29 protein-coding genes, 1 tRNA gene and 1 pseudogene are annotated in these 25,676 nt (G+C 65.6%); 23 read left to right on the top strand and 8 right to left on the bottom strand.

Annotated elements, in window-relative coordinates:
* Positions 1-10: 10 nt before the first annotated feature.
* A tRNA-Ala gene (locus tag AC3WTE_RS06460) sits at positions 11-83 on the top strand.
* Positions 84-186: 103 nt separating this feature from the next.
* On the top strand, positions 187-1,062 hold the full coding sequence (locus tag AC3WTE_RS06455) for an alpha/beta fold hydrolase (protein WP_492436529.1): 876 nt from the start codon (positions 187-189) through the stop codon (positions 1,060-1,062).
* 60 nt (positions 1,063-1,122) lie between these two features.
* Here AC3WTE_RS06455 and AC3WTE_RS06450 read toward each other — a convergent pair whose 3' ends face one another.
* On the bottom strand, positions 1,123-1,596 hold the full coding sequence (locus AC3WTE_RS06450; protein ID WP_492436528.1) for a hypothetical protein: 474 nt from the start codon (positions 1,594-1,596) through the stop codon (positions 1,123-1,125).
* Positions 1,597-1,851: 255 nt separating this feature from the next.
* Between AC3WTE_RS06450 and AC3WTE_RS06445 the strand changes: the two genes are divergently transcribed.
* Positions 1,852-3,549, top strand: coding sequence for a patatin-like phospholipase family protein (locus tag AC3WTE_RS06445; protein ID WP_492436527.1), 1,698 nt, complete (start codon positions 1,852-1,854; stop codon positions 3,547-3,549).
* Positions 3,550-3,558: 9 nt separating this feature from the next.
* Here the strand turns inward: AC3WTE_RS06445 and AC3WTE_RS06440 are convergent, their stop codons facing one another.
* Both AC3WTE_RS06440 and AC3WTE_RS06435 read right to left on the bottom strand, forming a co-directional pair.
* Positions 3,559-4,242: a DUF998 domain-containing protein gene (locus tag AC3WTE_RS06440; RefSeq protein ID WP_492436526.1), complete on the bottom strand. Its 684-nt coding sequence runs from the start codon at positions 4,240-4,242 to the stop codon at positions 3,559-3,561.
* Between the two features lie 59 nt (positions 4,243-4,301).
* Positions 4,302-4,634, bottom strand: a complete 333-nt coding sequence (locus AC3WTE_RS06435; protein ID WP_492436525.1) for a hypothetical protein — start codon at positions 4,632-4,634, stop codon at positions 4,302-4,304.
* A gap of 160 nt (positions 4,635-4,794) precedes the next feature.
* Between AC3WTE_RS06435 and AC3WTE_RS06430 the strand changes: the two genes are divergently transcribed.
* The 5 genes from AC3WTE_RS06430 (at position 4,795) to AC3WTE_RS06410 (ending at position 8,589) form a co-directional block, all read left to right on the top strand.
* Positions 4,795-5,097: a DUF4333 domain-containing protein gene (locus AC3WTE_RS06430; RefSeq protein WP_492436524.1), complete on the top strand. Its 303-nt coding sequence runs from the start codon at positions 4,795-4,797 to the stop codon at positions 5,095-5,097.
* Between the two features lie 114 nt (positions 5,098-5,211).
* Positions 5,212-6,063 carry an LLM class flavin-dependent oxidoreductase gene (locus AC3WTE_RS06425; RefSeq protein ID WP_492436523.1) on the top strand — a complete coding sequence of 284 codons (852 nt, stop codon included), beginning with the start codon at positions 5,212-5,214 and terminating at the stop codon, positions 6,061-6,063.
* The gene (locus AC3WTE_RS06420) at positions 6,060-6,449 is read left to right on the top strand and encodes a DUF427 domain-containing protein (RefSeq protein WP_492436522.1); all 390 of its coding nucleotides are present in this window, start codon (positions 6,060-6,062) and stop codon (positions 6,447-6,449) included. Before AC3WTE_RS06425 ends, AC3WTE_RS06420 begins: the two co-directional genes overlap by 4 nt.
* A complete protein-coding gene (locus tag AC3WTE_RS06415) occupies positions 6,446-7,303 on the top strand; it encodes an acyl-CoA thioesterase (RefSeq protein WP_492436521.1) in 858 nt (285 codons plus the stop codon). The genes AC3WTE_RS06420 and AC3WTE_RS06415 overlap by 4 nt, the downstream gene beginning before the upstream one ends.
* A gap of 110 nt (positions 7,304-7,413) precedes the next feature.
* A complete protein-coding gene (locus AC3WTE_RS06410; RefSeq protein ID WP_492436520.1) occupies positions 7,414-8,589 on the top strand; it encodes a thiolase family protein in 1,176 nt (391 codons plus the stop codon).
* 6 nt (positions 8,590-8,595) lie between these two features.
* On the opposite strand, the gene AC3WTE_RS06405 is transcribed toward AC3WTE_RS06410, so the two are convergent.
* Positions 8,596-9,336, bottom strand: coding sequence for a TetR/AcrR family transcriptional regulator (locus tag AC3WTE_RS06405; RefSeq protein ID WP_492436519.1), 741 nt, complete (start codon positions 9,334-9,336; stop codon positions 8,596-8,598).
* Positions 9,337-9,462: 126 nt separating this feature from the next.
* Here AC3WTE_RS06405 and AC3WTE_RS06400 point away from each other — a divergent pair, with 126 nt between their 5' ends.
* The 7 genes and pseudogenes from AC3WTE_RS06400 to AC3WTE_RS06370 all read left to right on the top strand — a co-directional run bounded on the left by AC3WTE_RS06400 (position 9,463) and on the right by AC3WTE_RS06370 (position 14,914).
* Positions 9,463-10,224 (top strand): crotonase/enoyl-CoA hydratase family protein, encoded by a 762-nt coding sequence (locus tag AC3WTE_RS06400; RefSeq protein ID WP_492436518.1) that lies wholly within the window; start codon positions 9,463-9,465, stop codon positions 10,222-10,224.
* A 13-nt stretch (positions 10,225-10,237) separates the two neighbouring features.
* Positions 10,238-11,374: an NAD-dependent epimerase/dehydratase family protein gene (locus AC3WTE_RS06395; protein WP_492436517.1), complete on the top strand. Its 1,137-nt coding sequence runs from the start codon at positions 10,238-10,240 to the stop codon at positions 11,372-11,374.
* A 20-nt stretch (positions 11,375-11,394) separates the two neighbouring features.
* Positions 11,395-12,048 (top strand): annotated as a pseudogene (locus AC3WTE_RS06390) (cytochrome P450); the annotation flags it as partial.
* A gap of 28 nt (positions 12,049-12,076) precedes the next feature.
* A complete protein-coding gene (locus AC3WTE_RS06385; protein ID WP_492436516.1) occupies positions 12,077-12,379 on the top strand; it encodes a hypothetical protein in 303 nt (100 codons plus the stop codon).
* Positions 12,380-12,387: 8 nt separating this feature from the next.
* A complete protein-coding gene (locus AC3WTE_RS06380; RefSeq protein ID WP_492436515.1) occupies positions 12,388-12,804 on the top strand; it encodes a Zn-ribbon domain-containing OB-fold protein in 417 nt (138 codons plus the stop codon).
* A 43-nt stretch (positions 12,805-12,847) separates the two neighbouring features.
* The gene (locus AC3WTE_RS06375; protein WP_492436514.1) at positions 12,848-13,993 is read left to right on the top strand and encodes a thiolase family protein; all 1,146 of its coding nucleotides are present in this window, start codon (positions 12,848-12,850) and stop codon (positions 13,991-13,993) included.
* A 12-nt stretch (positions 13,994-14,005) separates the two neighbouring features.
* The gene (locus tag AC3WTE_RS06370) at positions 14,006-14,914 is read left to right on the top strand and encodes an enoyl-CoA hydratase (protein ID WP_492436513.1); all 909 of its coding nucleotides are present in this window, start codon (positions 14,006-14,008) and stop codon (positions 14,912-14,914) included.
* Here AC3WTE_RS06370 and AC3WTE_RS06365 read toward each other — a convergent pair whose 3' ends face one another.
* Positions 14,915-15,328: a PaaI family thioesterase gene (locus AC3WTE_RS06365; protein WP_492436512.1), complete on the bottom strand. Its 414-nt coding sequence runs from the start codon at positions 15,326-15,328 to the stop codon at positions 14,915-14,917.
* A gap of 30 nt (positions 15,329-15,358) precedes the next feature.
* A complete protein-coding gene (locus AC3WTE_RS06360; RefSeq protein WP_492436511.1) occupies positions 15,359-16,180 on the bottom strand; it encodes an SDR family oxidoreductase in 822 nt (273 codons plus the stop codon).
* A gap of 70 nt (positions 16,181-16,250) precedes the next feature.
* Between AC3WTE_RS06360 and AC3WTE_RS06355 the strand changes: the two genes are divergently transcribed.
* The 4 genes from AC3WTE_RS06355 to AC3WTE_RS06340 all read left to right on the top strand — a co-directional run bounded on the left by AC3WTE_RS06355 (position 16,251) and on the right by AC3WTE_RS06340 (position 20,368).
* The gene (locus tag AC3WTE_RS06355) at positions 16,251-17,828 is read left to right on the top strand and encodes a methylmalonyl-CoA mutase family protein (protein ID WP_492436510.1); all 1,578 of its coding nucleotides are present in this window, start codon (positions 16,251-16,253) and stop codon (positions 17,826-17,828) included.
* 51 nt (positions 17,829-17,879) lie between these two features.
* Positions 17,880-18,281, top strand: coding sequence for a cobalamin B12-binding domain-containing protein (locus AC3WTE_RS06350; protein WP_492436509.1), 402 nt, complete (start codon positions 17,880-17,882; stop codon positions 18,279-18,281).
* 1 nt (position 18,282) lies between these two features.
* Entirely contained in the window at positions 18,283-19,236 is a 954-nt protein-coding gene (locus AC3WTE_RS06345) for an LLM class F420-dependent oxidoreductase (protein WP_492436508.1), read from the top strand.
* A gap of 70 nt (positions 19,237-19,306) precedes the next feature.
* On the top strand, positions 19,307-20,368 hold the full coding sequence (locus AC3WTE_RS06340) for a CaiB/BaiF CoA transferase family protein (RefSeq protein WP_492436507.1): 1,062 nt from the start codon (positions 19,307-19,309) through the stop codon (positions 20,366-20,368).
* A gap of 5 nt (positions 20,369-20,373) precedes the next feature.
* Here AC3WTE_RS06340 and AC3WTE_RS06335 read toward each other — a convergent pair whose 3' ends face one another.
* Positions 20,374-20,694, bottom strand: coding sequence for a 2Fe-2S iron-sulfur cluster-binding protein (locus tag AC3WTE_RS06335; protein WP_492436506.1), 321 nt, complete (start codon positions 20,692-20,694; stop codon positions 20,374-20,376).
* 101 nt (positions 20,695-20,795) lie between these two features.
* Here AC3WTE_RS06335 and AC3WTE_RS06330 point away from each other — a divergent pair, with 101 nt between their 5' ends.
* Genes AC3WTE_RS06330 through AC3WTE_RS06315 form a run of 4 tightly spaced genes read left to right on the top strand, consistent with a single transcriptional unit; the run spans position 20,796 to position 24,833 of the window.
* Positions 20,796-22,160: a class I adenylate-forming enzyme family protein gene (locus AC3WTE_RS06330; RefSeq protein WP_492436505.1), complete on the top strand. Its 1,365-nt coding sequence runs from the start codon at positions 20,796-20,798 to the stop codon at positions 22,158-22,160.
* Complete coding sequence (locus tag AC3WTE_RS06325) at positions 22,145-22,960, top strand: acyl-CoA dehydrogenase family protein (protein WP_492436504.1); 816 nt, start codon at positions 22,145-22,147, stop codon at positions 22,958-22,960. The genes AC3WTE_RS06330 and AC3WTE_RS06325 overlap by 16 nt, the downstream gene beginning before the upstream one ends.
* Positions 22,947-24,035, top strand: coding sequence for an acyl-CoA dehydrogenase family protein (locus AC3WTE_RS06320; protein ID WP_492436503.1), 1,089 nt, complete (start codon positions 22,947-22,949; stop codon positions 24,033-24,035). Before AC3WTE_RS06325 ends, AC3WTE_RS06320 begins: the two co-directional genes overlap by 14 nt.
* 33 nt (positions 24,036-24,068) lie before the next feature.
* Positions 24,069-24,833, top strand: a complete 765-nt coding sequence (locus tag AC3WTE_RS06315) for an enoyl-CoA hydratase/isomerase family protein (protein WP_492436502.1) — start codon at positions 24,069-24,071, stop codon at positions 24,831-24,833.
* A 62-nt stretch (positions 24,834-24,895) separates the two neighbouring features.
* Here AC3WTE_RS06315 and AC3WTE_RS06310 read toward each other — a convergent pair whose 3' ends face one another.
* Positions 24,896-25,660, bottom strand: a complete 765-nt coding sequence (locus AC3WTE_RS06310) for an SDR family NAD(P)-dependent oxidoreductase (RefSeq protein WP_492436501.1) — start codon at positions 25,658-25,660, stop codon at positions 24,896-24,898.
* Positions 25,661-25,676: the final 16 nt, after the last annotated feature.

Below are 25,676 nucleotides of genomic sequence, written 5' to 3'. Positions count from 1 at the left end.
CACCACTTAAGGGGCTATGGCGCAGCTGGTAGCGCACCACACTGGCAGTGTGGGGGTCAGGGGTTCGAGTCCCCTTAGCTCCACGTTCAAGACCCGCTCTGACTTTCGTCAGGGCGGGTTTTTCGTTTACCTGTGTGACCGCCCGGCGCCCGGCTCGCGAACTTACCGCGCGGTAAGATGCGTCGCATGACGCAGCGCAGCATGCCCACTCTCGATGGCGTGACCCATGAATATGTGCAGGCCGGTGACGTGAAGATTCACGTTGCCGTGGCCGGACCGGAGGACGGGCGCCCCGTCGTGCTGCTGCACGGCTGGCCGGAAAACTGGTGGATGTGGCACAAGGTGATTCCGGCACTGGCAGCTGCCGGGTACCGGGTGCACGCCATGGACCTGCGCGGCGCCGGCTGGAGCGAGGTGACACCCAAGGGGTACGAGAAGGAACAGTTCGCCTCCGATGTGCTGGCCGCGGCGACCGCGCTGGGGTTGGACTCCTTTGACTTGGTGGGACATGACTGGGGCGGCTGGACCGCGCAGTTGGTGGCGCTGAAGGCGCCGACGCGTGTTCGGCGGTTGGTGATCCTCAACATCCCGCCCGTGTGGCAGGAGCCTGGTCGCGTGGCCCGCCATGCGCACAAGCTGGCGTACCAGCTCGTCGTGGGAGCGCCTGTCGCGGGACCGCTTTCGCACTTGTCGCCGACGCTGTGGTGGTTCATCCGGCGCAGCGGGATGCCCAAGGAGTCAGTGGACTTCTTCCGTAGCTGCTTCCGCGACCGGGACCGTCGGGTGGCGGGTTCCAAGATTTACCGGTCCATGGTTGGCAAGGAGGTCGCCAAGCTGGCGCGCGGTCCCTACGACGACCAGAAGCTCGACATGCCCGTGCGTGTCCTGTTCGGCCTCGACGATGTGGCGGTGCACCCGTCGCTGCTCGAGGGTTTCACGGGCCATGCCGACGACCTGAACATCACCGAGGTGCCCGACTGTGGTCACTTCATCGTCGACGAGCAGCCTGAACTCGTGGTGAAGTGGCTCTCGGAGGTGCTGGCGGAGCCGCTGTCCTCCTAGCTCCGGGATAGCAAAACCCGCTCCGGCTTCGGTCGGAGCGGGCTTTCTCGTTGTGGCTCGTCAGAGCCGATCGAAAATGCTGTTGACGATGTCGTCGCCGATGCCGAAACCGGCTCCGCGCACGATCGACTGACCGAAGTTGCCGCCCAGGAATCGCTGCAGCGTGCCGCCGCTCGGCTGGGGTTGATACTGCGGCTCGACGTACGCCGGCTGCTGGTACTGCGGTTGGTATTGCGGGGCCGACTGCTGATATTGCGGCTGGTATTGCGGAGCCGGCTGATATTGCGGCTCAGGGCTCTGCACGTGGTTGGCGACGAGGGCATGAATCGACTGGAACACCGACCCGGTCGCGCTTTCCTCATCCCGAATGGCCAACGCGATCTCTTTGAGGTCCAGCTGCCATTCCCGCGCGTTGGTGTCGCCGGCGGCTGCCGCAGCCGACAGCTTCCCGGCCAGCGCCTGAATCAGCGAGGCAGTCTGCTGAGACTGCTGCTGAAGAGTCGCGTACTGCTGATCGACGGTCTCGACGTCCACGGCGCGGATTCCTTACCTCTGTGTGCACTTTTCGTGCATCCTGGCTGGTCGGTCGCCACGGTACTGACGGATCGTCGGGTGAAACTGGCGGCCGACTGTGAATGGCCTGGGCGGAGCCAATCCCGTACTTCGATAGTCACGGATGCCGACGTAGAGGCCTTCGGCGAGGTCATGTAGCCGCGCGTGCCCGGCCCGCGTCGGAAGGAATGTCGGGTTGCCGCCTCGGCCGGGTGCCGGGTAGCCAAGAATGGTCGGATGGTGAATTCCGAGCTCGTACCGTTCGGTGAGCCGTCCAACGAGTTGGCGGAAATAGAAGTAGCCGAACCTCCTGGCCTTCCGGGCAGCAACCCCATCCTGGCGCTGCAGCACATGGAGGCTGCGCTGGTTCGCGCCGACCTCGAATGCCCCGACGCGCTCAGCCCCGAGCAGTTTCGCCGGCTGCGCTATCTGCTGAGCTTTGCGCGCCTCACCGTGTTCGAACCGGGCGCAGCCGGCCCGGGTGGTACCCGTGGCCGCGGCGACGTCACCGTCGGTGACGAAGTCCTCGGTTTCCGGCAGCGGGTGATCGACGCGCTGTACAACCCGCTACGCGGGCGCACCACCGCGCCTGAGCGTCTGGCCGCGGCCAAGCAGGTTCTGGCGAACTTCTCCGAGGACGTGGAGTACGAGCGTTCGGTGCTGCTGGAGCACCACGCCAACGACTTCTCGGCGGCCGAACTCGACGCCGAGCTCGGCTACAAGACCTACGTGGCGGTCCTCGGCGGCGGGGGCGGCGCTGGTTACGTCTACCTGGGTGGCATGCAGCGCATGCTCGCGGCAGGCCTGCCCCCGGCCTACATGTTGACCAACTCTTTCGGCGCCATCGTGGGCAGCGTGATGGCCCGCGTGCTGCCGGTGCCCATCGAGGACTATGTCGCCTGGGCCAAGACCGTCACCTATCGCGGGGTCCTCGGCCCGGCCATGACCCGGCGACGCCACGGCCTCAACGGCCTGTTCACATTGCAGTTCGACCAGTTCGCCAGGGAGATGTTCACCCGGGAAGACGGTGAACCGATGCGGCTGACCGACCTCGCGATCCCGTACGAAACCGTCGTCGCCGGTATCAGGAAACAGTCCTTCGATCGGCTGCCCGGGCGGTTCCATCCATCGCACTTCACGTTGATGGGGGTGCGGGCGCTCGAGCACCTGAAGCTGGGCTACGCACCAGGCGCCGTCAACCGACTGTGGCAGATCGGCGCATTCATCGACTCGCGCGTCGTCAAGCCGATCGTGCTGGGCGGCGACGACTTGACCGCCGAATTCAATGTCGTTGACGCAGCCAGCTTTTCGTCGGCGATCCCCGGGATTCTGCATCATGAGTCCAGCGATCCGCGGATGTGGGGTCTCCTCGATCAGCTACTCATCGAGAAGGACGTCGCCGCGTTGGTCGACGGGGGTGCCGCCAGCAACGTGCCAGTTGAATTGGCGTGGAAGCGAATTCAGGACGGGCGGCTTGGCACCCGGAATGCGTGCTATATCGGCTGGGACTGCTTCCACCCGCAATGGAACCCGAGACACCTTTGGCTGCAACCGATCACCCAGGCGCTACAGCTGCAGATGGTGCGCAACGCGCCGTTCGCCGACCGCGTCATCCGGTTCAGTCCCACGCTGTCTCCGGTCACCCTGGCGGCCGCGCCGGAAGCCATCGATCGTGCCATCGGGTGGGGTAACGCCTCGGTCGAGAGTTCGGTGCCGTTCGTGCAGCGGTTGACCGAGCCGGTGTGGTGGGAAGGGAATCGGCCGCCACAGGTCGATCGCACACCGGCGCGCATCTCTGCGCCGTTACAGCCCATGACCACAATTCTGGACGACGCCCGACGTGCGGCCGAGTACGTACCGCCAGGCACGCGGGTACGGCGTCGGGTGGCGGCTCTCGGCGATCGCATCCGCCGATCGCAGGCCGACCCCACTTAAGCGGCTCCGTCAGCGCCGGCTGCAATCACCTGCCGCGCAGAGCGTGAGCACGGCCAGCCACGCCGCGATCACCGAGACTTGTATCCGCTCGACCAGTCCCACCAAGGAGGTCGACGCCGTCAGGCACATGACGATGTCGAGGCCGCCGAGGAGAGCGGCCACCGCCGCGGCGGCCAGTCCGGACGTACCGAGCCGGCCGTAGCGCGGGTGACAGGTCAGTGTTGCCCCGTAGAGGCCGATGGCACAGACGAGTGCGGTGAACCCGATGAGGCTGGACGCGGTGTGGGGTTGCACGAACTGAGTGGTGTGGATCGCTTCTTCCGTTGCGCGGCAGCCCAAGTCGATCGACGGCGCGCACGGCATGGGCCACAGCCCGTCAACGATCGAGGCGGCCCCGGCGACCATGGTGGCGAGATGGGCGACCGCTGCCCGGTTCGTCGGCTGCCACCGCGTCAGCAGATTGGCGACGGCTACCAAACCGACCCCGGCCACGATGTCGCTGGCCCGGAAGAACGAACGCGCGGGTTGGCCGGCGACCGCCAGCTCGCTCACATAGGACCGCAGCGGGCTCAGGTGCGAGTTGACCAACCACTCCACTGGGAAGTCGGAATAGGCCACCATGCCCACGAATCCGGTGAGGCCGGCGACGAGTGGCAGGGATGCGCGACGATCTTGGACAATCTCGGCATTCATGCCCGGTGGATACCCAATTCTGCCGATGCCCATCGGGTACGCGCCCAGGCGTGACCGGGCTACTTCCGCACCGTCGTGACCGGAGTGTGGAGGCCCGTCTTGGTCGGGGGCTTCGGAGTGCTTTGCTGGGGCGTGACGTCGCTGCCTGGGATGCTGTCGTCACAGAAGCCGTCCGGTCCTGCGCACTGACCGCTCAGCAACGCTCCGTTGATCTGGTCGGAAGCACGCTGGTGTCCCGAGTCGACCTGCTGGCAGTTCGGCGTGCCCTCGTTACAGACGGCGAAAGCCGGCGCAGCCGTCCAACTCGAAGCGATGAACATCAGGGCGGGTGCCGCGACTACGCCCACCGCTGCGATGAGCTGGTTGGTCTTGGTGGTGTGGGTGCGGTTCACGTCATCTCCGATTCCTAGGTCCGGGACCTCACGGTGAGGCGCCTATGGGTAGGAGCGGCCACCGAACTGGAACGGGACACTTTTTGCGAAACACTTTTGACGCACGTGCTGGGAGCCGGCCTCCAATGCATTTCCAACTACAGCTGGCTACGTTCCGGCCATGACCCGATCCACCGGCTTCATCGGCACGATGCTCATCTTCGGAGTTCTCGCGCTGCAGCTCAGCGCTTGCACCTCAACCATCAAGCCCGACGGGGCCGCCCAGTCGGTGACCGACATGGTGAGCAGCCAAACGGGGTTCCACCCGACCGACGTCAAATGCCCGTCAGGCGTCGATGCCAAGGTCGGAGGTGAATTCGACTGCACCTTCACCGGCCCGGAAGGTCCGTACAAGGCGCACATGAAGATCACCAGCGTCGACGGCGAGAAGGTGGGCTTCGACATCAAGACGAGCCGAGCCTAGGCGGGTCGGCTTCAGGCGGAGTACCCGCCCGGGTGCAGCTGCCGACGCGCGCACGAGAATTGCATTATCCAATAAGTAGAATAACGATTCCAGATCGCTTAGAGTGATGGAGTCATGGCCGAATGGTTCCTCTTTCTGCCGCAGGTGCGGCTGGGTATCGATGAGATCGTCGAGCGTGCGCGGGTGGCCGAAGACGCCGGCTTCGACGGGATCGCTTTCATCGACCATCTCGAGGCTCCGGGCGCGCCGGACCGCGGCATCTGGGACGCCACGGCGATCGCCGCCTGGGTCGCGGCGCACACACAACGGCTGCGGGTCGGACACCTGGTGCTGTGCGACGGTTTCCGGCATCCGGCAGTGGTCGCCAAACACGCCGTCACGATGTCCGCCGCGTCGGGCGGGCGATTCGAACTCGGCCTGGGTGCGGGATCGATGCCGGCCGAATTCGAACGTTTCGGTTTCGCCAATGCCGATGACGCGCCGGCCCGATTCCGCCGACTGGAGCGCGACCTCGCGCTGATCCGGCAGTACTGGGGCGACGACGGCGATATCGGCGACAATGCCCAACTCCCGCGCCGTGAACATCCGATTCCGTTGGTGCTCGGCGGTGTCGGCAAGAAGACCATGGAATTGGTTCGCAGACATGCCGATTGGTGGAACTTGCCGTGCAATCACCTCGATCGGCTTGAGCGGTTGCGCCCACACGCGGGCAACGCCCGGGTGTCGGTGCAGCAGATGGTCGGGTTCATCGGGTCCGGTGCGGACCGTGCGACGGTCACCGAGACGAGCACCCGCCGGTTCGGTCACCTCGGCGACGGGCTGAGGTGCGGAACGTCCGGCGAGCTGGTCGACCACTTCAGCCGGATGAGGGAGCTTGGCGCCGAACGGTTTTACGTATGGTTCGCCGACTTCGCCCAGCTCGACACCCTGAGAGAGTTCGCCGAGACGGTGGTGAAAGGGACATGAGTTTCGAGGACCGCCCCGACTACCGCGTCGACGTCCATCGGCGCCGCAACGTGATTACAGCCGAGCACGACGACCGGCTGATCGCCGCGACGACCGCCGCTCTGCTCGTCGACGAGCAGGATCACGGCCTGGTGTTCTACTTCCCGCGCTCGGACGTCCGCATCGATTTGCGCAGGGATCCGGATGCCACCAGCCGCTGCCCGTTCAAGGGACAAGCCACCTATTGGCGCTTCGATGGAGATGGAGACGAACCGGTGTGTTGGAGCTACGAGGATCCGACTGAACAAGTGGCGCGGCTGCGCGACCATGTCGCGTTCTACCAGGACCGGGTGAGCGTCCGTGTCGGCCAGGCCCACCCCGCGGTTCTCGGGTACGGCTGGGCATGACCACACCGTCCTCCGTCACCGGGATGCTCGAGGTGTTCGATGTCCAGCCGGCGGGGCCCGGTCGTTTCCGTGGCTTCAGCGACGGCGGTGAACGAGCCATCGTCGACGGCACCCAACTGCTGGCGCAGTCCATTGTGGCGGTGGCAAAACGGTTGCCCACCAAATCCGTTCGGTCTGCACACGCGATCTTCGGCCGGGCCGTTCAGGTCCAACTACCCGTCGACTTCGTCGTCGAGGTGGTCAACGACGGCCGGAGCTTCGCGGCCGCGGTGGTGGCGGTGGAACAGGACGGCCGACGCTGCGCGACGGTGACGGTGCTGGCTGATACCCCCACACCCGACGTGATCCGGCACCACGCGCAGCGCCCCGACGTCGCGCTGCCGGCGGAGGCGATTCCGAGCCACATGCCGATGATCGGCCGCGAACTCCGCCTCGCCGACGTTGTGGACGTCAACAGCCCTGACGAGGTCGGTCCACCTGAATTGCATGCGTGGCTGCACTATGACCCGACCCCGCGTCGCAACGACCTGGCCAAAGCGCTCGTCGCGCACTTCACCGGCCACCTGTCGATCTCGACGACCATGCGCGCGCACGCCGGCATCGGCACCAGTCAGGCGCACCTCACGGTGTCCACGGCGCCGATGACCGTCACGGTGAGCTTTCACGAGCCCGTCGAATGGGACGGCTGGCTGCTGTATTCGCACGAGAGCACCCAGGTCGGCGCCGGAATGTCTTATGTGCGTGGACAAGTCCACACCGAGGACGGCCGGCTGATCGCGTCGTTCACGCAGGAGGGCATGATCCGTCCGCTGCGCACCTCTGACGCCGCGGTCGCCGCGACAGCGCGGCTGTAGCCGCTATGGCACCCGGCGACCCGCTTCGATCGCACCGACGACTTCGGTCACGTCTCATATACTGTGATAACAACAGTAACCATTACAATTCAAGAAGTTGAGGTCGCGTAATGCCCACACCAGTTATCGTCGGTGCCGTCCGGACAGCCATCGGCCGGTCCTTCAAGGGGGCCTTGGTCAACACTCCGCCGGAGACGCTGATCACCACCGTCCTGCCTGAGGTGGTCCGTCGCGCCGGCGTCGACCCGAGTGCGATCGACGACCTCATTTTCGCTGAATCTCATTACGGTGGCGGCGATCTCGCCCGCTACGCGGCCGACGCGACCGGCATGCAACAGGTTCCCGGTCAGTCCGTGAATCGGCACTGCGCGGGAAGTCTCACCGCGATCGGTAACGCCTCGGCTCAGATCGGCTCGGGCATGGAGCGCGTTCTCATCGCCGGTGGCGTGCAATCGCTTTCGATGACTCCGCTGGTGAACTGGCGCATCCCGGGGCCGGAGCTGAAATTCCAGGAGCGGTGGATGCCGCCGACGCACGTCGAGACTGCGGACGCGCCGGCCAAGGACATGTCGATCACGGTCGGCTGGAACACCGCGCAGGCCATGGGTATCACTCGCGAAGAGATGGACGCCTGGGCCGCGCGGTCGCACCAGCGGGCCATCGCCGCGATGGATGCCGGCAAGTTCCTCGATGAGATCGTGCCTCTCAAGGTGCAACTGCCCGACGGCTCCGTCATTGATTTCAGTGTCGACGAGTTCCCCCGTCGCGATACGACTGCTGAGAAGCTCGCCCAGTTGAAGCCGCTGCATCCCGAGATCGAGGGCTTCTCGATCACCGCGGGCAACAGCAGTGGTACCAACGATGCCGCCGCCGCGGTCGCGATCGTCGATGCCGGGTATGCCGAGGCGGAGAATCTGACGAAGATGGCCACCGTGCGCGCGTGGGCGGCCGCGGGTGTCGCACCGCGGGATACCGGCCTGGGTGCGGTGCGGGTCATCGGAAAAGTGTTGCAGCGAGCGGGATTGCAACCGGCTGATGTCGCGCTGTGGGAGATCAACGAGGCGTTTGCCTCGGTGCCGATCGCTGCATGCAAGGAATTCGGCCTCGACGAGGACAAGGTCAACTTCTCCGGAAGCGGTTGCAGCCTGGGACATCCCATCGCAGCGTCGGGCGCGCGTATGGTGACGACGCTGGTCTATGAACTGCAGCGCCGCGGTGGCGGCATCGGCGTCGCCGCGATGTGCGCCGGCGGGGGCCAGGGCGGCGCCGTCGTCATCGAAGTCTGACCCGGACTAGGAGCGCGGCACCTTGCGACTGCGGGGCACCGACTTCTTGTTGGCCTCGATCAGGCGTTCGGCCTGATCGAGGATGCAGTCGAGTCCGAAATCGAAATTACTCTCGTCGACCGTGCCCAAGTGGTGGCCCTCGCGAACTGCGCGGGCGAGCAACGGGGTGCTCTCGGCATCGATCGTCATGGCGTCCTGGATGTCGCCCAGCACCTTCCCGTCGGCCTGGTTCTTGTCGCGAAGGCGTTGAAGCACAGCTGATCCGCGGACGTGAACCGACACCGCCGAGTAGATGTCGAAAGCGCTCTGCGGCGGTAATCCGGCTTCCACCAAGCTTGCAATCGCCTTTTCCACGGCTTGCACGCCTACGCGGGCGGCACGCGGACTGAGCGCAGAGCGAATAAGGATCAGGTCGCACAGAATCGGGTTGCCCACAAACGTCTCACGCATCGTGCGGGCGTGGTTGCGCAGCGTCGACCGCCAGTCCTTGGCCTCGACATACGGCGTGGCGAACACGTACTCGCGCAGGGCGCGGTCCGTCATCGCGTTGAGTAGGTCGTCCTTCTTGCGGAAGTACCAATAGATGCTCGTGACGCCCACACCGAGGTGTTTGCCCAGTAGTGGCATGCTGAGGTTGTCGATCGAAACCTGTTCTGCCAGTTCGAATGCGCCGTTGATGATGTCGTCGGGGTTGATCGAACCCCGCTCGCGCCGTTGGCGCTTCTCAGCGGTTGCCACCTTTGCCACTGTGGGCACCTCCATCACGATCGATGCTGCGCAATCGTTGAATCTACCGTGTGCTGCCACTCGACTGGCACGCTTATCTACTGTAAGACTTATGGTAAGTACTTCTGTGAACATGGAGGGCGAGCGGTGGCAGATGAAGTTCTCGTCGAGCGGCAGGGCCGCATTCTTGTCGCCACGATCAATCGTCCGGATTCACGTAACGCGGTGAACCACGCGGTGAGTCAGGGACTTGCCAACGCGGTCGATGAACTCGACTCCGATGCAAACCTGTCGGTTGCCGTGATCACTGGTGCTGGCGGAAACTTCTGCGCCGGAATGGATTTGAAAGCCTTCGCGGCTGGCGAGCGCGTCGACATCCCGGGGCGGGGGCTCGGCTTCACCGAGCGTCCACCGCGCAAGCCCATCATCTCGGCCGTCGAGGGTTACGCCTTGGCTGGTGGCACCGAAGTCGCGCTGGCCACGGATCTCGTCGTTGCTTCGCGCACCGCAAAGTTCGGCATCCCGGAAGTAAAGCGTGGCCTGGTTGCTGCCGGCGGCGGGTTGTTGCGACTGCCGCGGCGCATCCCGTTCCAGAAGGCGCTCGAACTGGCTCTCACGGGGGACAGTTTCACAGCCGAACAAGCGGAGGCATGGGGTTTTGTGAATGTGCTGGCGGAACCGGGCGAGGCACTAGCAGCAGCGATCGCGCTCGCTGAACGGATCACCGCCAACGGTCCTATGGCGGTCGCGGTAACCAAGCAGATTCTGGTGCAGGGAGGCAATTGGAACGACCGCGAAATGTGGTCGAAACAGCTCGAACTCGTCATTCCGGTCTTTACGTCCAATGACGCGAAAGAGGGTTCCATTGCCTTCGCCGAGAAGCGTGCCCCCAGCTGGACGGGAACGTAACAGAAAGGATGAAGTGAGCGACCAGATTGCTGACGTAGTACTGATCACCGGCGCCTTCGGGCAAGTCGGGAAGCGGTGCGCCGAGATCCTGCTCGGGCGAGGGCGAACCGTCATCGCCATGGACCTGCGGAACGACAAGACCACAGCCGTCGCTGACGAGCTGGCGAGCCGATCAAGCGGCGGAACACTCGTCGTCGCGTACGCCGATCTGCTCGACGCGGACGCCATCGCCGAGTGCGTGAGCCGGCACAAGCCAACCGCGATAGTGCACCTGGCCGCTCTGCTGGCCCCGGCTTCGTACCGAAACCCCGTGCTGGGACGCAAGATCAACGTCGATGGCACCCACCATCTGGTGGCAGCCGCGCGTGCCCTGGCCGATCCTCCGCTGTTCATCGATGCGTCGAGCGCGTCGGTCTATGGATCACGGAACCGGTTCACCCATCCGGAGCGCATCACCGCGGACACCGCGGTGAACCCGATCGACCAGTATGGCGAGGACAAGGTGCTTGCCGAAGAAGTGGTACGTGCCAGCGGGCTGCCCTATACAGTGCTGCGCCTCGGCGGAGTGATCTCCACCGACGTCTCCTCCAACTTCAACACCGATCACTTGGTACTGATGCGTGCCACGCCGCGGGACAATCGGCTGCACACGGTCGACGCCCGCGACGTCGCGCTCGCCTTCGCCAACGCCGTCGACCGCCGTGATCGGGTGAACGGCAAGACGCTGTTGATCGGCGGCGACGACACGCATCTGCACACCTTCCGTGACCTCGAGGACGACATCATGGAGGCGGTCGGCGTCGGGCGGCTCGGCCCCTCGGCGAGCCTTCCCGGTGATCCGGAAGACGAGCGGGGCTGGGGCTTCACTGGCTTCTTCGATACCAGCGAAGCGCAGGCGTTGCTTGAGTTCCAAGAGCATTCGTGGTCAGAGACGGTGGCGTGGGTCGCGGAATCCCTAGGGCGGGTCCGTGGTGTCCTACAGGTGCTCGGCCCCGTGATTCGTCCGGTGCTGCGGATCGTACTCGCCGTCCAGCGGAAGGTCGAGCGGCGCGGTCCCTATGCCGATCCGTGGGCGCTGATCGAAAAGAATTATGGGCCAGGCGCTTTGGCGCACGGCCAGGCCAGATCGGGAGCGGGCGAACGCCGCTGATCTCCGCGCAGGCGGGCGCCGCGCTGTTCGAGATGTTCAGCTATTTCACCGCGTTGACCGCCGCGCGCCGCGAGAACCCCACCGGCGACCTGGCGTCGGCCATTGCGAACGCCCGGCTCCAGGGGGAGCCGTTGGGTGACATCGACACCGTCTCGTACTACGTGATCATCGCGACCGCCGGTCACGACACCACGAGTGCGGTGGTCTCCGGCGGTCTGCGGGCGCTCATCGAGAATCCGGATCAGCTCGAGCGGCTTCGCAAGAACCGCGAACTGATGCCACTCGCCACCGAGGAGATGATCCGCTGGGTGACTCCGGTGAAGGAGTTCATGCGCACCGCGCGCGAGGACACGACCGTCCGGGGTGTGCCGATCGCGGCAGGGGAGTCGGTACTGCTGTCGTACGTGTCGGCCAACCGCGACGAAGAGGTCTTCGACGTCCCATTCCGTTTCGATGTGGGTCGTGACCCCAACAAGCACGTGGCGTTCGGCTATGGCGTCCACTTCTGCCTGGGTGCGGCGCTGGCGCGGATGGAGGTCACCAGTTTCTTCTCGGAGTTGATCCCGCGGCTCCGATCGCTCGAGCTGGCGGGCACTCCACAGCAGGTGGCGACCATCTTCGTCGGTGGCCTCAAGCACCTGCCGATCCGCTACTCGGTCACTTCTGGAAAGTGACGTTCTCATGTCTGATAATGTGCTTCTCATGGTCAAGACAGGTAGTCGCCTGCGGAGTCAGGTGTGCGACACCCAGGTGATCGTCGTCCGGACTGGTGACAGCCTGGACGACCTACGGTGCGGAGGCGCCCCGATGGTGGCGCTCGATGCCGAGGTGGACGGCACTGCGGTGCTGGACCCGGAGCTGTCCGGCGGCGCCGTGATGGGTAAGCGGTATGTCGACGATTCCGCGGCAGAGGTGCTGGTCACCAAGGCCGGTGCGGGCACGTTGAGCGTCGGGTCGACACCGCTTGCACTCAAGGAAGCCAAACCCCTCCCCGCGAGCGATTAGGACTGACGATGCTGAAGGCGCTTGCCCCTGAAATCTCCACGTGGCCCGATGCGGAGCCAAAGCTGATCGGTAGTCGGTGCGGTGCGTGCTCGGCGACGACGTTCCCGCGTCAGGATCGCTGCCCGAAGTGCAGCAAGGCCGAGATGTCCGAGGTGCTGCTGCCCCGCCGCGGTACCGTGATCGCCTGGACCACACAGGGATTCCCGCCCGGCGCGCCGTACGCGGGTCCCACCGGCGAAGACTTCGTGCCGTTCGGCGTCGGACTGGTACAGCTCGGCGACGTGATCCGCGTCGAGGGCCGGCTCACCGAAAACGACCCTGCCAAGCTGGAATTCGGCATGGAGGTCGAGCTCACGATGGCGCCTTACGCTACCGATGCCGACGGCAATGAGCTGGTCACGTTCTGGTTCAAGCCGGTGGCGTGATGAGCGCTTGCGCGAAGAACCATCCAACACAGGGGTTTTCGATATGAGTAATGATGTAGCGATCATCGGTGTCGGTATCCATCCGTTCGGCCGGTTCGACAAGACCGCGATGGAGATGGGTGCCGAAGCGATCCAGGGTGCGCTGACCGATGCCAAGCTGGAGTGGCGGGACATCCAGTTCGGGTTCGGCGGCAGCTACGAGGTGTCCAATCCCGATGCGGTCACGCGCCTGGTGGGGCTGACTGGCATCACGTTCACCAACGTGTTCAACGCGTGCGCCACCGCGGCCAGCGCCATCCAGCAGACAGCCGACACGATCCGGCTGGGCAAGTACGACATCGGGATCGCCATCGGCCTGGACAAGCACCCGCGCGGCGCCTTCACCGACGACCCGGCCAAGCTCGCACTGCCGCAGTGGTATGCGAACAACGGTCAGTTCGTCACCACGAAGTTCTTCGGGATGAAGGCCAACCACTACATCAACAAGCACGGCATCTCCGAGGAGACGTTGGCGCGGGTGGCCAACAAGAACTTCCGCAACGGAGTCCTCAATCCGAATGCGTTCCGGCGCAAGGAGATCACCGTCGGCGAGATCATGGCCTCGCCGGTGCTCAACTACCCGTTGCGCCAGTACATGTTCTGTGCACCCGATGAAGGTGCGGCCGCGGTCATCATGTGCCGGGCCGACATCGCCCATCGGTACACCGACAAGCCGGTGTACGTACGTGCCAGTGAGATCCGCACCCGCACGTACGGCGCTTACGAGGTGCACGCCACTTCCGCGCCGCTCGACGAGGACGTATCGCCCACGGTCTACGCGGCCAAGGCCGCCTACGAGGCTGCCGGCATCGGGCCGGAGGATGTCGACATCGCACAGCTGCAAGACACCGACGCCGGCGCCGAGGTCATCCACATGGCCGAGACCGGCCTGTGCGCCGACGGCGAGCAGGAGAAGCTGCTGGCCGACGGCGCCACCGAGATTCACGGGTCGCTGCCGATCAACACCGACGGCGGCCTCATCGCCAACGGCGAGCCGATCGGTGCGTCGGGCCTGCGCCAGATGCACGAGCTGGTGCGCCAGCTGCGCGGTGAGGCTGGGGAGCGGCAGGTGCCGGGTAGCCCGCGCGTCGGCCTCGCTCAGGTGTACGGTGCGCCGGGGACCGCCTCGGCGACCATTCTGAGCCTCTAGGGGATGCGCGATATGACCGATTTCAAGTATGTCACCTACGAAACCCTCGATGAGGGCACCATCGCCCGAATCATGTTGAATCGTCCGGACACTCGTAACGCGCAGAGCCGTGGCATGCTCACCGAACTGCATGAGGCGTTCCTGCAGGCCGAGGCCGACGACACGGTGCGGGTCGTCATCCTCGGCGGCCTGGGGCCGATGTTCTCCTCCGGCCACGACCTCGGCTCGTCGCAGTCCCGGGCTGAACGCATGCCTGGGCCGGATCAGCACCCGAGCTTCCGGATCAACGGCGCCACCCGTTCGGGCGCGGAGATGCTGATGCTGCAGGAATGGCACTACTACTTCGAGAACACCCGCCGGTGGCGCAATCTGCGCAAGATCACCGTCGCCCAGGTGCACGGTGACGTGTACGCCGCCTCGCTCATGCTGATGTGGGCGTGCGACCTGATCGTCGCGGCCGACAACACCACCTTCGCGGATGTGGTGGGTACCCGGCTGGGCATGTGCGGCGTCGAATACTTCGCGCACCCATGGGAATTCGGTCCCCGCAAGACGAAGGAGCTGATGCTGACCGGCGACAGTCTCTCGGTGGACGAGGCCCACCGGATGGGCATGGTCAGCAAGGTGTTTCCGGCCGACGAACTTGCCGACCGCACACTGGAATTCGCCCGCCGCATCGCTGCCGTGCCGACGATGGCCGCGCTGCTGATCAAGGAATCGGTGAACCAGACCCAGGACAACATGGGTTTCTACAACTCCCTGAATGCCTGCTTCACCCTGCACGAGCTCAACCACAGTCACTGGGCGCAGGTGCACGAGAACGGCTTCCCGGTCGGCCTGGAGGAGGACGGTCTGCCGAACTGGCGCACCGCACCGCCCGTCGTGCCGGCAGTCAAGGACCAGGTGCGCGGCGGGCAGTGATCAGGCCCGGCCGTCCAGCACCGTGAAGTTGACGGTCGCGGTGGCGGCGAGATCGCCGTTACCGCGCAGGATTTCGACCTGAACGACGGCCGATCGACGCCCACGGTGCACGATGTGCGCTACCGCGCGGGCCGGCCCGGTGTCGATGCGGCGCAGATAGCGGATGTGCAGATCCGTCGTGGTGATGGCGTTTCCGAACGACATGGTGCGCGAGACCAGAAGGCCGCCGGCCACGTCGGCGATGGTGGCTATCAACCCGCCCTGCAGACCGCCGTTGGTGTTGACCACCGCCCGCGTCACCGGCAGTTCCATGGCCAGAGTGCCTTCGGGAGAATCTGCCTCGGCCAGGCCGAGGTGGTCGAACAGCTGCTTCAGTGTCGTCAAACTGGGTGACGCATCGTCGACGGTACTCACAAGGTCGGCCTCCAAACCCAACTCGAACGTCTAGCCCAGGAACAGATCCGGAATCGGGTTCTCTCCGCCGCCGTAGGGCGATAGGTCCCGGCCGGCGGCGGTCAGCACGTCGGCGTCGATGAAGCAGCCCGCCGTGCAATCTCCTGCCTGACGGGTCAGAATCTCGACCGCCGCGTCACCCATGATCGCCGGGCTACGCGATGAGTCCAGGAGTGCGGCGCCGTCGGCCATGTTCGCCACCGCTGAGGTGGCGATATAGGTCTGGGGCCACAGACAGTTGAACGCGACGCCGGCGTCGGCGTATTCGGCTGCCCAGCCCAGTGACAGCAGCGTCATCCCGTACTTCGACAGCGTGTAGGACGGATGTGCGCCCAGCCAGCGGGGAGTCAGATTCAGCGGTGGTGCAATGGTCAGCACATGGGCGTTGTCCGACTTGCGCAGGTGTGGCAGAGCGGCCTTCGTCAGCAGAAAGGTGCCCCGGATGTTCACCTGGTGCATCAGGTCGAACTTCTTCGCGGACAACACCTCCGTCGGTTCGACGCCGATCGCACTCGCGTTGTTGACGCAGATGTCGACGCCGCCGAAGCGCTCGACGGCCACCTCGACGGCCCGGTTGACATCGTCCTCGGAACGGATGTCACCCACCACGGCGGCGGCTTTGCCGCCGGCGGCCTCGATGTCTTCGGCGGCGGTGTAGACCGTGCCGGGAAGTCGGGGGTGGGGTTCGGCGGTCTTCGCGACGAGCACGACGTTGGCACCCTGCTGGGCGGCGGCGACGGCTATCGCGAGTCCGATACCCCTACTTGCCCCGGAGATCACCATCGTCCTGTCGGTGAGTGCGCGGTCCGTCATCGTCCTCCTATGCAGCTGTTACCGGGAATGGTATTGGCATTCTCTTTTTTTGCAAGTACGTTATTCACTGATGGATAACGATGGCCAGACTCCGTCTGGAATACCGCTGAAACCGGTGTACGGACCCGAGGATCGACAAGTCGACCCGCCCCAGCCGGGTGAGTTCCCCTTCACCCGGGGCAATTTCGCGTCCGGGTACCGCGGGAAGCTGTGGACGTTCCGCCAGTACTCGGGCTTCGGCACCGCTGAGGAGTCGAATCAGCGCTACCGCTACCTGCTGGGTCAAGGCGGGACGGGACTGTCGGTTGCCCTCGACCTGCCGACGCAGTGCGGTTATGACTCCGACGACGAGGAGTACGGCGAGGAGGTCGGACGCGTCGGTGTCGCCGTCGACACGCTGGCCGATGCCGAGGTCCTGTTCGACGGCATCCCGCTGGACAAGATCAGCACGAGCTTCACGATCAACGGCACCGCCGCCATCCTGCTGGCCCTCTACGTCGCGGCCGCCGAGAAGAAGGGCGTGCCTCGCGAAAAGCTCACCGGCACAATCCAGAACGACATCCTCAAGGAGTACGCCTCGCGCGGCACCTGGATCTGGCCACCCGAGCCCTCGCTGCGTCTCATCGCCGACACCATCGAGTTCTGCGCTGCCGAGGTGCCGCGATTCAACGCGATCTCGGTGGCCGGTGCGCACTTCCGCGACGCAGGTGCCAATGCGGTCCAGGAGATGGCGTTCACGCTGGCCGACGGTGTCACCTACTGTGACACCGTCGTCGAGCGCGGACGCATGACCATCGACAAGTTCGCGCCCCAGATCTCGTTCTTCTTCTACACGCACGGCGACTTCTTCGAGGAAATCGCCAAATACCGTGCGGGTCGGCGTCGTTGGGCCACCATCGTGCGCGAACGGTACGGTGCCACCACAGAGAAGGCGTCGATGTTCCGGTTCGGCTGCGTCTCCGGCGGTGCGTCCCTCTATGCCCCACAGGCACAGAACAACCTGGTGCGCGTCGCCTATGAGGCACTGGCATCGGTACTCGGGGGCGTGCAATCCATGTTCACCGCGGCCTGGGATGAGCCGTTCGCGCTGCCCAGTGAGGAGTCCGCGACGCTCGCACTGCGAACCCAGCAGATTCTGGCCTATGAGACGGGCGTCGCCAAGGTGGCCGACCCGTTGGGTGGCTCCTATTTCGTCGAAGCGCTCACCGACGCCACCGAAGAGAAGATCATCGAGATCATGCGGGATCTCGAATCCCACGGCGGCATGGTGCGCTGCATCGAGGACGGCTACCTGCAGGGACTGATCGCAGACGAGGCGTTCAAGATTCACCAGCAGACCGAATCAGGGGAGCGGTCGGTGGTCGGGGTGAACAAGTTCGTCGTCGAAGAGCCGGCACCGGATCTGGCCACCTATGAACTCGACGCCGAGGGCCGCGACAAGCAGCTCAAGCGGCTGGCCAAGGTGAAGGCCGAGCGCGACGACGTCGCCGTGAAGGAAACCCTTGCGGCGCTGGCCCGTTCGGCCGACGGGAACGATAACTTGATGCATCGCCTCATCGACTGCGCGAATGCATACTGCACGGTGGGAGAGATGGTGTCGACACTGAAATCGGTGTGGGGCGAGTTCCAGCAGCCGGTGGTGTTCTGATGGCGCGCACGCGAGGAGCAATCTGATGGCGCGCACGCGAGGAGCAATCTGATGTCAGTGCGTGTGCTGGTGGCCAAGCCGGGCCTGGACGGTCATGACCGGGGCGCCAAGATCGTCGCCCGAACATTGCGTGATGCGGGTTTCGAGGTGATCTACACGGGCATCCGGCAGCGGATCGAGGACATCGTGTCGATCGCGCTGCAGGAGGACGTCGCCCTCGTCGGGCTCTCGATCCTGTCGGGAGCGCACCTGGCGTTGACGGCCCGCACCGTCGAGGCGCTGCGCGCCGCCGACGCCGGCGACATCGCCGTCGTGGTGGGCGGCACGATCCCGCTGGGAGACGTGCCAAAACTGCTGGAAGTCGGTGCGGCAGCGGTGTTTCCGACCGGAACCGGCCTGGACGCCCTGGTGGCAGAAGTGCGGAAGCTGACGTCGGAAAGCGCGGTGGGCTGAGATGCGCCTTGGTGTGATGATCGGGGCCGAGCGCGGCGACATGGCGCGCAAGGTCTCCAAGCTGGTCTCCGACATCCAGTGGGCCGAGGGCGCGGGTCTGGACAGCGCGTGGATGCCGCAGGTGCCGAACGACTTCGACTGCCTGACGATGGTCGCCGTGATGGCGGCCAACACGTCGCGCATCGAACTCGGCACGGCGGTGGTGCCGCTGCAGGCACAGCATCCGATTGCCCTTGCCCGCCAGGCGCTTTCGGTGCACGCCATGTCGGGAGGGCGGCTGGCCCTTGGCGTCGGGCCGTCGCACCATTGGATCGTGCGCGACATGCTGGGCCTGCCCTACGACAAGCCAGCCGCGTACACCCGCGACTATCTACAGGTCCTGAACACCGCGATTGCGGGTCCGGGACCCGTTGACGTGGAGAATGATTCGTTCACCGTGCACAACCCGACGGTGCTCGCCGCCGACACCCCCATGCCGGTGCTGGTGTCCGCGCTGGGCCCGGTCATGCTGCAGATCGCCGGCGAGCAGGCCGACGGTACGTCGCTGTGGATGGCCGACGAGAAAGCGATCGGTGACCACATCGCGCCCAAGATCAACAAAGCCGCCGCGGAAGCGGGTAAGCCCGCACCGCGCATCGTCGCGGGAATCCCGGTGACCCTGTGCGCGAACTCGGAGATCGAGGCCGCCAAGGACCGGGCCAACCGGATCCTCGCCGAGGCCGAGACGTCGCCCAACTACCAGAAGCTGCTGGACCGCGGCGACGCCCGCAGCGTCGGCGACCTGTGCGCGGCCGGTGACGAAGAGTCGATCCTCAAGCGGTTCAAGCAGTTCGCCGACGCGGGCGTGACGGATCTGTCGGTGCGGCTGCTGCCCATCGGCGACAACCGCGACGAACTGATCGCCTCCAAGAACCGCACGCGGGAAGTGATCGCCGAGCTGGCCAAGGCGCTCTGATGCGCCGAGATCACGCCGTTTCGCGACTTTTCGGCGAAATCACGCCACAAACCGTAGTCTCGGCGCCGAAATGAATGGTCCTCTCGCCGGTATCCGGATTCTCGAGGTCGGCGTCATGCTGGCCGGCCCGTACGCCACGATGCTCCTGGCAGACCTGGGCGCCGAGGTGATCAAGATCGAGCCGCCCGGCGGCGAGATTTCACGACAGGTCAGCGACAGCTATTTCGCCAGTCTGAATCGCAACAAGACCAGCATCTGTCTGGACCTGGCGACGGCGGCCGGGCAGGCCCGGCTGGGTGAGCTGGTCGCCGCATCGCATGCGCTGCTGGTGAATATGAAGCCGTCGGTGATCCGCCGGCTTGGCCTGACATATGAGGCGCTGTCGCGCTTCAACGAGAAGATCGTCTGCGTGGCGATGACGGGCTTCGGGCTCGACGGCGGTGACGACCCCGCATTCGACTATGTCATCCAGGCGGCGACGGGCGTCGCGGCGATGACCGGTGACCCGGACGGACCGCCGACGCTCCCGGGCTATTCGTCGGCCGACAACTCCACGGGCATGGCTGCGGCGTTGGGCCTGCTTGCCCAGATCGTCTCCGGTCGCGGTGGCCAGGTCGAGGTCTGCCTGCGCGATGTGATGTTGTCCCAGTTGAATTATCATGGCGCCGCGTATCTCAACGACGGCAAGCATCCGCGTCGCTACCCGAACGGCGCCCACTCGTATTACGTACCGGCGCAGCTCTTCGAGACCGCGGACGGGTATCTGGCGCTGTTCATCACCCATGACGGGTTCTGGAAATCGTTTGTCGCCGAGGCGGGTTTCGGCGACGGCGATCAGATTCCGTTCGCGACCATGGCCGAACGGGCCGCGCGTCGGGATGAGGTGCTGGCGGTGGTCGAGAAGGTGCTGGCCACCGATACGGCCGCCGGTTGGGAGAAGCGGCTGCGGGCACTGGGGATTCCCACGGCCGCGGTCCGCACGTTGCCCGAGGCGTTGGAGGCAACGCCGGAAGTGATCGTCACCGCAGGTGATTTCCGCTTGATCGGCAGCCCGATCAAGGTGGCGGGTTACCAGCCGCAGTACCGGACGCCGCCGGCGCCGCCGTCGGCTGAGTCGCCACAGTCGTCTTAGTTGCCTCAGTCGTCGTAGCAGACGGTCACCGCCGCCGTGTCCGGCACTGCCTGGCACGTCAGGACGTAACCTTCGGCGACCTCGTCATCATCGAGCGCCTCGTTGTTGCGCATGGTCGCGCTGCCCTCGGTCAGTTTGGCGATACAGGTGCCGCAATTGCCGGCCTCGCAGGAGAACGGGGGAGCCAGGCCGGCCCGCCGCGCGCTGTCGAGCAGTGTCTCGTCGCCGACGCGGTCGACCGACACCTTCTGCCGGTCCAGGTGGATGGTGATCGTGCCCGTGCCCGCGTCCATGCCGGTCTGAGCCGTTGTCGTGGCTGGCCCCATCGTTGTCCTATCGTCGCGTATTGTCGTTCTAACTATAGGAGAATATGATTCTCGGTATCAACCGGAAATGTTCTCACTACCGAGAAAGGGGCGAGCGCGACGTGGCTGACGGTGCGGTGCTCGCCTTCGACCAGCGGGAGTACAGCCGGACCGAGCTCGATGCTCTGGCCGGCGGGCTGGCCACGGTGTTGGCCGGCCGTGGCGTCGGTACCGGCGACCGTGTGGCGCTGATGTCCTCGACCCGCCCGGAGTTCGTGGTCGCGCTGCACGCGATCTGGCGCCTGGGTGCCGCCGCGGTGCTGCTCAGTCCGTCGTGGCGGCAGGCCGAGGTGCAGCACGCGCTGGCGCTGACGGAGCCGTCGTACGCGGTTGGTGACAACCCCGTGCTGGCGGGACTGATGCCGATGCTCCATCTCGACGAGCCCATCATCGCCGGGGACCCCGCAGCCGCCGCGCCCTCGCCGGATTCCGATGCCGTGCTGGCCTTCAGCTCCGGCACCACCGGGATGCCCAAGGCGGTCCGCCACACGCACCGCGGACTGGCCGCGGCGGTGCGGCAGTGGCGCGCTGCACTCGGGTTGTCCGGCGCGGACCGGCTGCAGGTGATGACACCGCCGTCGCACATCCTGGGTCTGCTGAACATCATGACAGTGCTGGACGCGGGTGCGTGGGTCCGGTTGCACCCGCGGTTCGATGTCGAGACCATGCTGCGGCACATCGAGTCCGATCGGATCACCATCGAAATGACCGTGGCGCCAATCGCATTGGCCCTCGCGGCCCACCCGCGGCTGGAAACCTACGATCTCTCGTCGCTGCGGTATCTCATGTGGTGTGCGACGCCGGTGACCGCGACGGTGGCCGAGGACGTTACGCGGCACACCGGCGTGGGCTGGGTGACCGCATACGGGGCAACGGAATTGGTGGTCATCGCGTGCGATGACCTCAGTGGTGGAGCGCTGGACACCGTGGGCCGGCCGGTGCCCGGCGTCGATGTCCGCATCGGGGAGACGGGCGAGATTGAAGTGCGCTCGGAGGCCGTGATGGCCGGCTACCTGCCTGCGGAGGAAACGGCGAGCGTCATGGTCGATGGCTGGTTCCACACCGGCGACATCGGACATCTCGATGAGTCCGGGCGGCTGCGGATCACCGACCGCTGTAAGGAAATGATCAAGGTGCGGGGCTTCCAGGTGGCGCCCGCAGAGATCGAGGCGGTCCTGCATTCGCACCCGGCCGTGGCCGACTGCGCGGTGTTCGGGCTGCCCGACGCGCACGACGGCGAGACGGTGGTGGCCGCGGTGGCCACGAACGCCGCGGTCTCCGATGGCGAATTGATGGACTTGGTCAGCGCCAGGCTGGCCTCCTACAAGCGGCCGAGCCGCATTGTGTTCGTACCCGAAATCCCGCGGCTGCCTTCAGGGAAGGTGTTGCGCCGAGTGCTCAAGGAGCGCCTGTGGACGTCCGTCTGACCGCCGAACAACGGCAACTCGCCGAATCGGCAGCCGAGTTGGCTGCCGATTTCGGCCTGCACTCGGTTGCCGATCTCGACGACGCGAATCGTCGTGCGCAACTGGAGAAGGCCGTCGACAGCACCGGTTTCCGGACCCTGCGATCCGACGGGGCCTCCGGCGTCGAGGTGGCCATCGTCGCTGAGGAGTTCGCCCGTGGACTCGTCGACGTGCCATTCCTGGGTCCGGTGCTGGCCGACGATCTGCGGCGGGTGCTCGGCCGCGATCCCGCAGAGGCCGGCGCAGAGCTGGATTCGGTCGACCTCTTGGGCGGAATGGCCGGCGTGGTCGAGGCGCCACCAGAGCTGAGCGAGGTGTCGGCTGCGGATGCCGGCCGGTGGCATGCGCTGGCCCTCACCGTCACCTGCGCCGATCTCGTCGGCGCCGCGCGCGGGGCGCACGCGCTTGCCGTCGACTACGCCAAGGTGCGAGGGCAGTACGGCGCGGCCATCGGTTCCTACCAGGCCGTCGCGCATCTCCTCGCCGAGAGCCTTGCGCTCATCGAAGGATCGGTCAGCGTGCTGCGGCACGCCGCCTGGGCTGTCGACGCATTGCCCGCGGTCGAAGCGGTCGAGGCGGCGCGCATCGCCAAGATCTACTGTGCGCGTGCGGCATTGACGGTATGCGAGACGTCGATCCAGGTGCACGGCGGCATCGGCAACACCTGGGAATGTCTTGCGCACGTGTATCTGCGCCGTGTTCTGACAGCCACTGAACTGTGGCCCGCCAAGTTGGAGGAGCTGACCATTGGACTTTCGTGATTCGCCGGAGGAAGCCGCCTTTCGGGGCCGGCTGCGCGCGTGGCTGACCGAGCAGAAGGGCAAGTTTCCGACCTCGGGAGACGAATACTGGGCAGCGCAAGGTGATTGGCACCGCGCACTCTACGGCGCCGGCTTCTTCGGCACGTCGTGGCCGAAGGAATTCGGAGGTCAGGAGCTGCCTCCGGTGTACGACGTGATCGTCGACGAGGAGATCGCGAAGGCGGGTGCGCCGGCGCGGCCGAGCCTCGGCTACCTCGTGGTGGGGCTGGGGCATCACGGCAGCAAGGAACTGCAGCAACGGTTTCTGCCCGGGATGATCAACGGCACCGAGCGCTGGTGCCAGGGATTCTCCGAGCCCGGTGCGGGGTCTGATCTCGCGTCGCTGACTACCACGGCTACCCGTGAGGGTGACGAGTATGTCATCCACGGGCACAAGGTCTGGACGAGCTATTCCGACGTGGCCGACTGGTGCCTTGTGCTGGCGCGCACCGACAAGGACGTGCCCAAACACAAGGGCATTTCCGCGTTCATCGTGTCGATGCACCAGCCCGGCATCGAGCAGCGGCCGTTGAAGATGATCAGCGGTGTCACCAAGGAATTCGGCCAGGTGCTGTTCGACGGCGCACGGGTGCCGGCGGAGAACATGGTCGGCGCGCCGGGGGAGGGCTGGAAGCTGGCGATGACGGTGGTCAGCCACGAACGCGAGCCCTCGACCCTGGGGTTCTCGGCGCGGTACGGAAAGCTGGTGCGGCAGTTGGCCTCCCGGGTCGAGGGCACACCGCCGGAAGCGCTGTCCTGGGCGTGGGTGCAGACCGAGATGCTGCGTCTGCACGTGCGCAGGCGGTTGTCCGAGCAACTCGACGGCATTACCCATGGGCCGAACGGATCGCTCGACAAGCTGCTGATGACGTGGACCGAACAATCCGTCGGTCACGCGGCGCTCGCCACCGTGGGCACCAGTGACCCCGAGTTGTTCGGCGCCTATATGTACAGCCGCGCACAGAGCGTCATGGGCGGCACATCGCAGATTCAGAAGAACATCATCGCGCAACGCATTTTGGGCCTGGGATTGTGATGAGCGCTTGCGCGAAGAACGGAAGAAACTGACTTGTACGGCATGCCAACCGAAATCGACGTCCGCGCTGACGGTCCACTCCGGATCATCACGCTGAACCGCCCGGAGGAACTCAACGCGGTCAACGACGCGCTGCATGTTGGTCTGGCGAGCATCTGGGAGGCCCTCAACGAGGATGCCGACGTCCGTGCCGCAGTGATCACCGGCGCCGGCCGAGCCTTCTCTGCGGGTGGCGACTTCAACTATCTCAATGAGCTGCGCAACGATGAAGCCCTGCGGCAGAAGACCATCAAGCACGGCCGCGACCTTGTCATCGGCATGGTCCGCTGCCGCATCCCGGTCGTCGCCGCGGTGAACGGTCCGGCGGTCGGCCTCGGGTGCAGCCTGGCGGCGCTGTCGGACATCGTTTACCTGGCCGAGAACGCGTTCTTCGCCGACCCGCACGTGCAGATCGGCCTTGTCGCGGCCGACGGTGGCCCGCTGGTCTGGGGCTCGCAGATAAGCTTGTTGCAGGCCAAGGAGTTTGCGCTGACAGGTGTGCGGATCAAGGCGGCCCGCGCCCTCGAGCTCGGCCTGGCCAATCACGTCGTGGCCGACCCGTTGGCCGAGGCCATCGCCTGCGCCAAGCAGCTCGCCGAGCTGCCCAAGCAGGCCGTCGAGGCCACCAAGCGCCTGATGAACATCCAGTTGGAGCGTTCGGTGATGGCGTCACTCGACTATGCGAACCTCGCCGAGTATGTGTCCTTCGGCACCGCCGACTTCAACAAGATCGTCGACGGACTGATCGCCAAGGGTTAGTCGCGGTACGAATGTGGGGTTCACGCGACCGGCGTGAACCCCACATTCCGTTGAGCAGTCGGTTACCGCGGCGGGAAGCGCAGTGCGCCGTCGAGGCGGATGACTTCGCCGTTGAGGTAGTCGTTTTCGATGATGCTCTGGGCCAGCTGTGCGTACTCCGTCGAGCGGCCCATCCGCTTGGGGAACGGGATCTGCGGGGCCCAGTACTTCTCGAGTTGGTCGGCCGACTGGCCGTAGGCGGGGGTGTTGATGGTGCCCGGCGCGATACTGACGACCCGGATCCCGAGCGGCGACAGGTCACGCGCGGCGACGAGCGTCATGCCGAGCACGCCGCCCTTGGCGGCGGAGTAGGGCAGCTGGCCGATCTGGCCCTCCATACCGGCGATGGACGCGGTGTTGATGATGACGCCGCGGGCGCCTTCCTCGAGCGGGTCGGTCTTGGCGATGGCGGCGGCTGCCAGGCGCATCACGTTGAACACCGCGGTCAGATAGAACTTGATGGTCGTCTCGAAGCCGTCCAGTCCGAGCGGCGAGCCGTCCTTGCCGACCAGCCGTCCGCCGGCTGCGGGACCGCCGTGTGTGTCGACCGAAATGCGCAGCGGGCCAAGCGATTCAGCTTCCGCAATGGCAGCTTGCACCGATTCCTCGGAGGTGGCGTCGGTGTGGACGTAGCGGATGCCCAGCTCGTCCTGTAGCGCCTTGCCCATGTCGTCGGCGACGTCGGCGACCACGACCTTCGCGCCTGCGGTGACGAGGCGCCGCACTGTCGCTTCGCCGAGCCCGCCGGTGCCTCCGACGACGATGGCCGAACTTCCGCTGATCTCCATACCGCCTACCCTTCGT

The sequence above is a fragment of the Mycobacterium sp. FW102-FHT13B02 genome, from assembly GCF_058790275.1.
The sequence above is the reverse complement of the archived record's forward strand: the minus strand, read 5'-3'. Positions and strand labels throughout refer to the sequence as shown.

Coding starts and splice junctions, on each gene's coding strand:
- AC3WTE_RS06455 (WP_492436529.1), top strand. CDS start 187: ATGACGCAGCGCAGCATGCCCACTCTCGATGGCGTGACCCATGAATAT.
- AC3WTE_RS06445 (WP_492436527.1), top strand. CDS start 1,852: ATGGTGAATTCCGAGCTCGTACCGTTCGGTGAGCCGTCCAACGAGTTG.
- AC3WTE_RS06440 (WP_492436526.1), bottom strand. CDS start 4,242: ATGAATGCCGAGATTGTCCAAGATCGTCGCGCATCCCTGCCACTCGTC.
- AC3WTE_RS06430 (WP_492436524.1), top strand. CDS start 4,795: ATGACCCGATCCACCGGCTTCATCGGCACGATGCTCATCTTCGGAGTT.
- AC3WTE_RS06425 (WP_492436523.1), top strand. CDS start 5,212: ATGGCCGAATGGTTCCTCTTTCTGCCGCAGGTGCGGCTGGGTATCGAT.
- AC3WTE_RS06420 (WP_492436522.1), top strand. CDS start 6,060: ATGAGTTTCGAGGACCGCCCCGACTACCGCGTCGACGTCCATCGGCGC.
- AC3WTE_RS06415 (WP_492436521.1), top strand. CDS start 6,446: ATGACCACACCGTCCTCCGTCACCGGGATGCTCGAGGTGTTCGATGTC.
- AC3WTE_RS06410 (WP_492436520.1), top strand. CDS start 7,414: ATGCCCACACCAGTTATCGTCGGTGCCGTCCGGACAGCCATCGGCCGG.
- AC3WTE_RS06385 (WP_492436516.1), top strand. CDS start 12,077: ATGGTCAAGACAGGTAGTCGCCTGCGGAGTCAGGTGTGCGACACCCAG.
- AC3WTE_RS06380 (WP_492436515.1), top strand. CDS start 12,388: ATGCTGAAGGCGCTTGCCCCTGAAATCTCCACGTGGCCCGATGCGGAG.
- AC3WTE_RS06375 (WP_492436514.1), top strand. CDS start 12,848: ATGAGTAATGATGTAGCGATCATCGGTGTCGGTATCCATCCGTTCGGC.
- AC3WTE_RS06370 (WP_492436513.1), top strand. CDS start 14,006: ATGACCGATTTCAAGTATGTCACCTACGAAACCCTCGATGAGGGCACC.
- AC3WTE_RS06360 (WP_492436511.1), bottom strand. CDS start 16,180: ATGACGGACCGCGCACTCACCGACAGGACGATGGTGATCTCCGGGGCA.
- AC3WTE_RS06355 (WP_492436510.1), top strand. CDS start 16,251: ATGGATAACGATGGCCAGACTCCGTCTGGAATACCGCTGAAACCGGTG.
- AC3WTE_RS06350 (WP_492436509.1), top strand. CDS start 17,880: ATGTCAGTGCGTGTGCTGGTGGCCAAGCCGGGCCTGGACGGTCATGAC.
- AC3WTE_RS06345 (WP_492436508.1), top strand. CDS start 18,283: ATGCGCCTTGGTGTGATGATCGGGGCCGAGCGCGGCGACATGGCGCGC.
- AC3WTE_RS06340 (WP_492436507.1), top strand. CDS start 19,307: ATGAATGGTCCTCTCGCCGGTATCCGGATTCTCGAGGTCGGCGTCATG.
- AC3WTE_RS06335 (WP_492436506.1), bottom strand. CDS start 20,694: ATGGGGCCAGCCACGACAACGGCTCAGACCGGCATGGACGCGGGCACG.
- AC3WTE_RS06310 (WP_492436501.1), bottom strand. CDS start 25,660: ATGGAGATCAGCGGAAGTTCGGCCATCGTCGTCGGAGGCACCGGCGGG.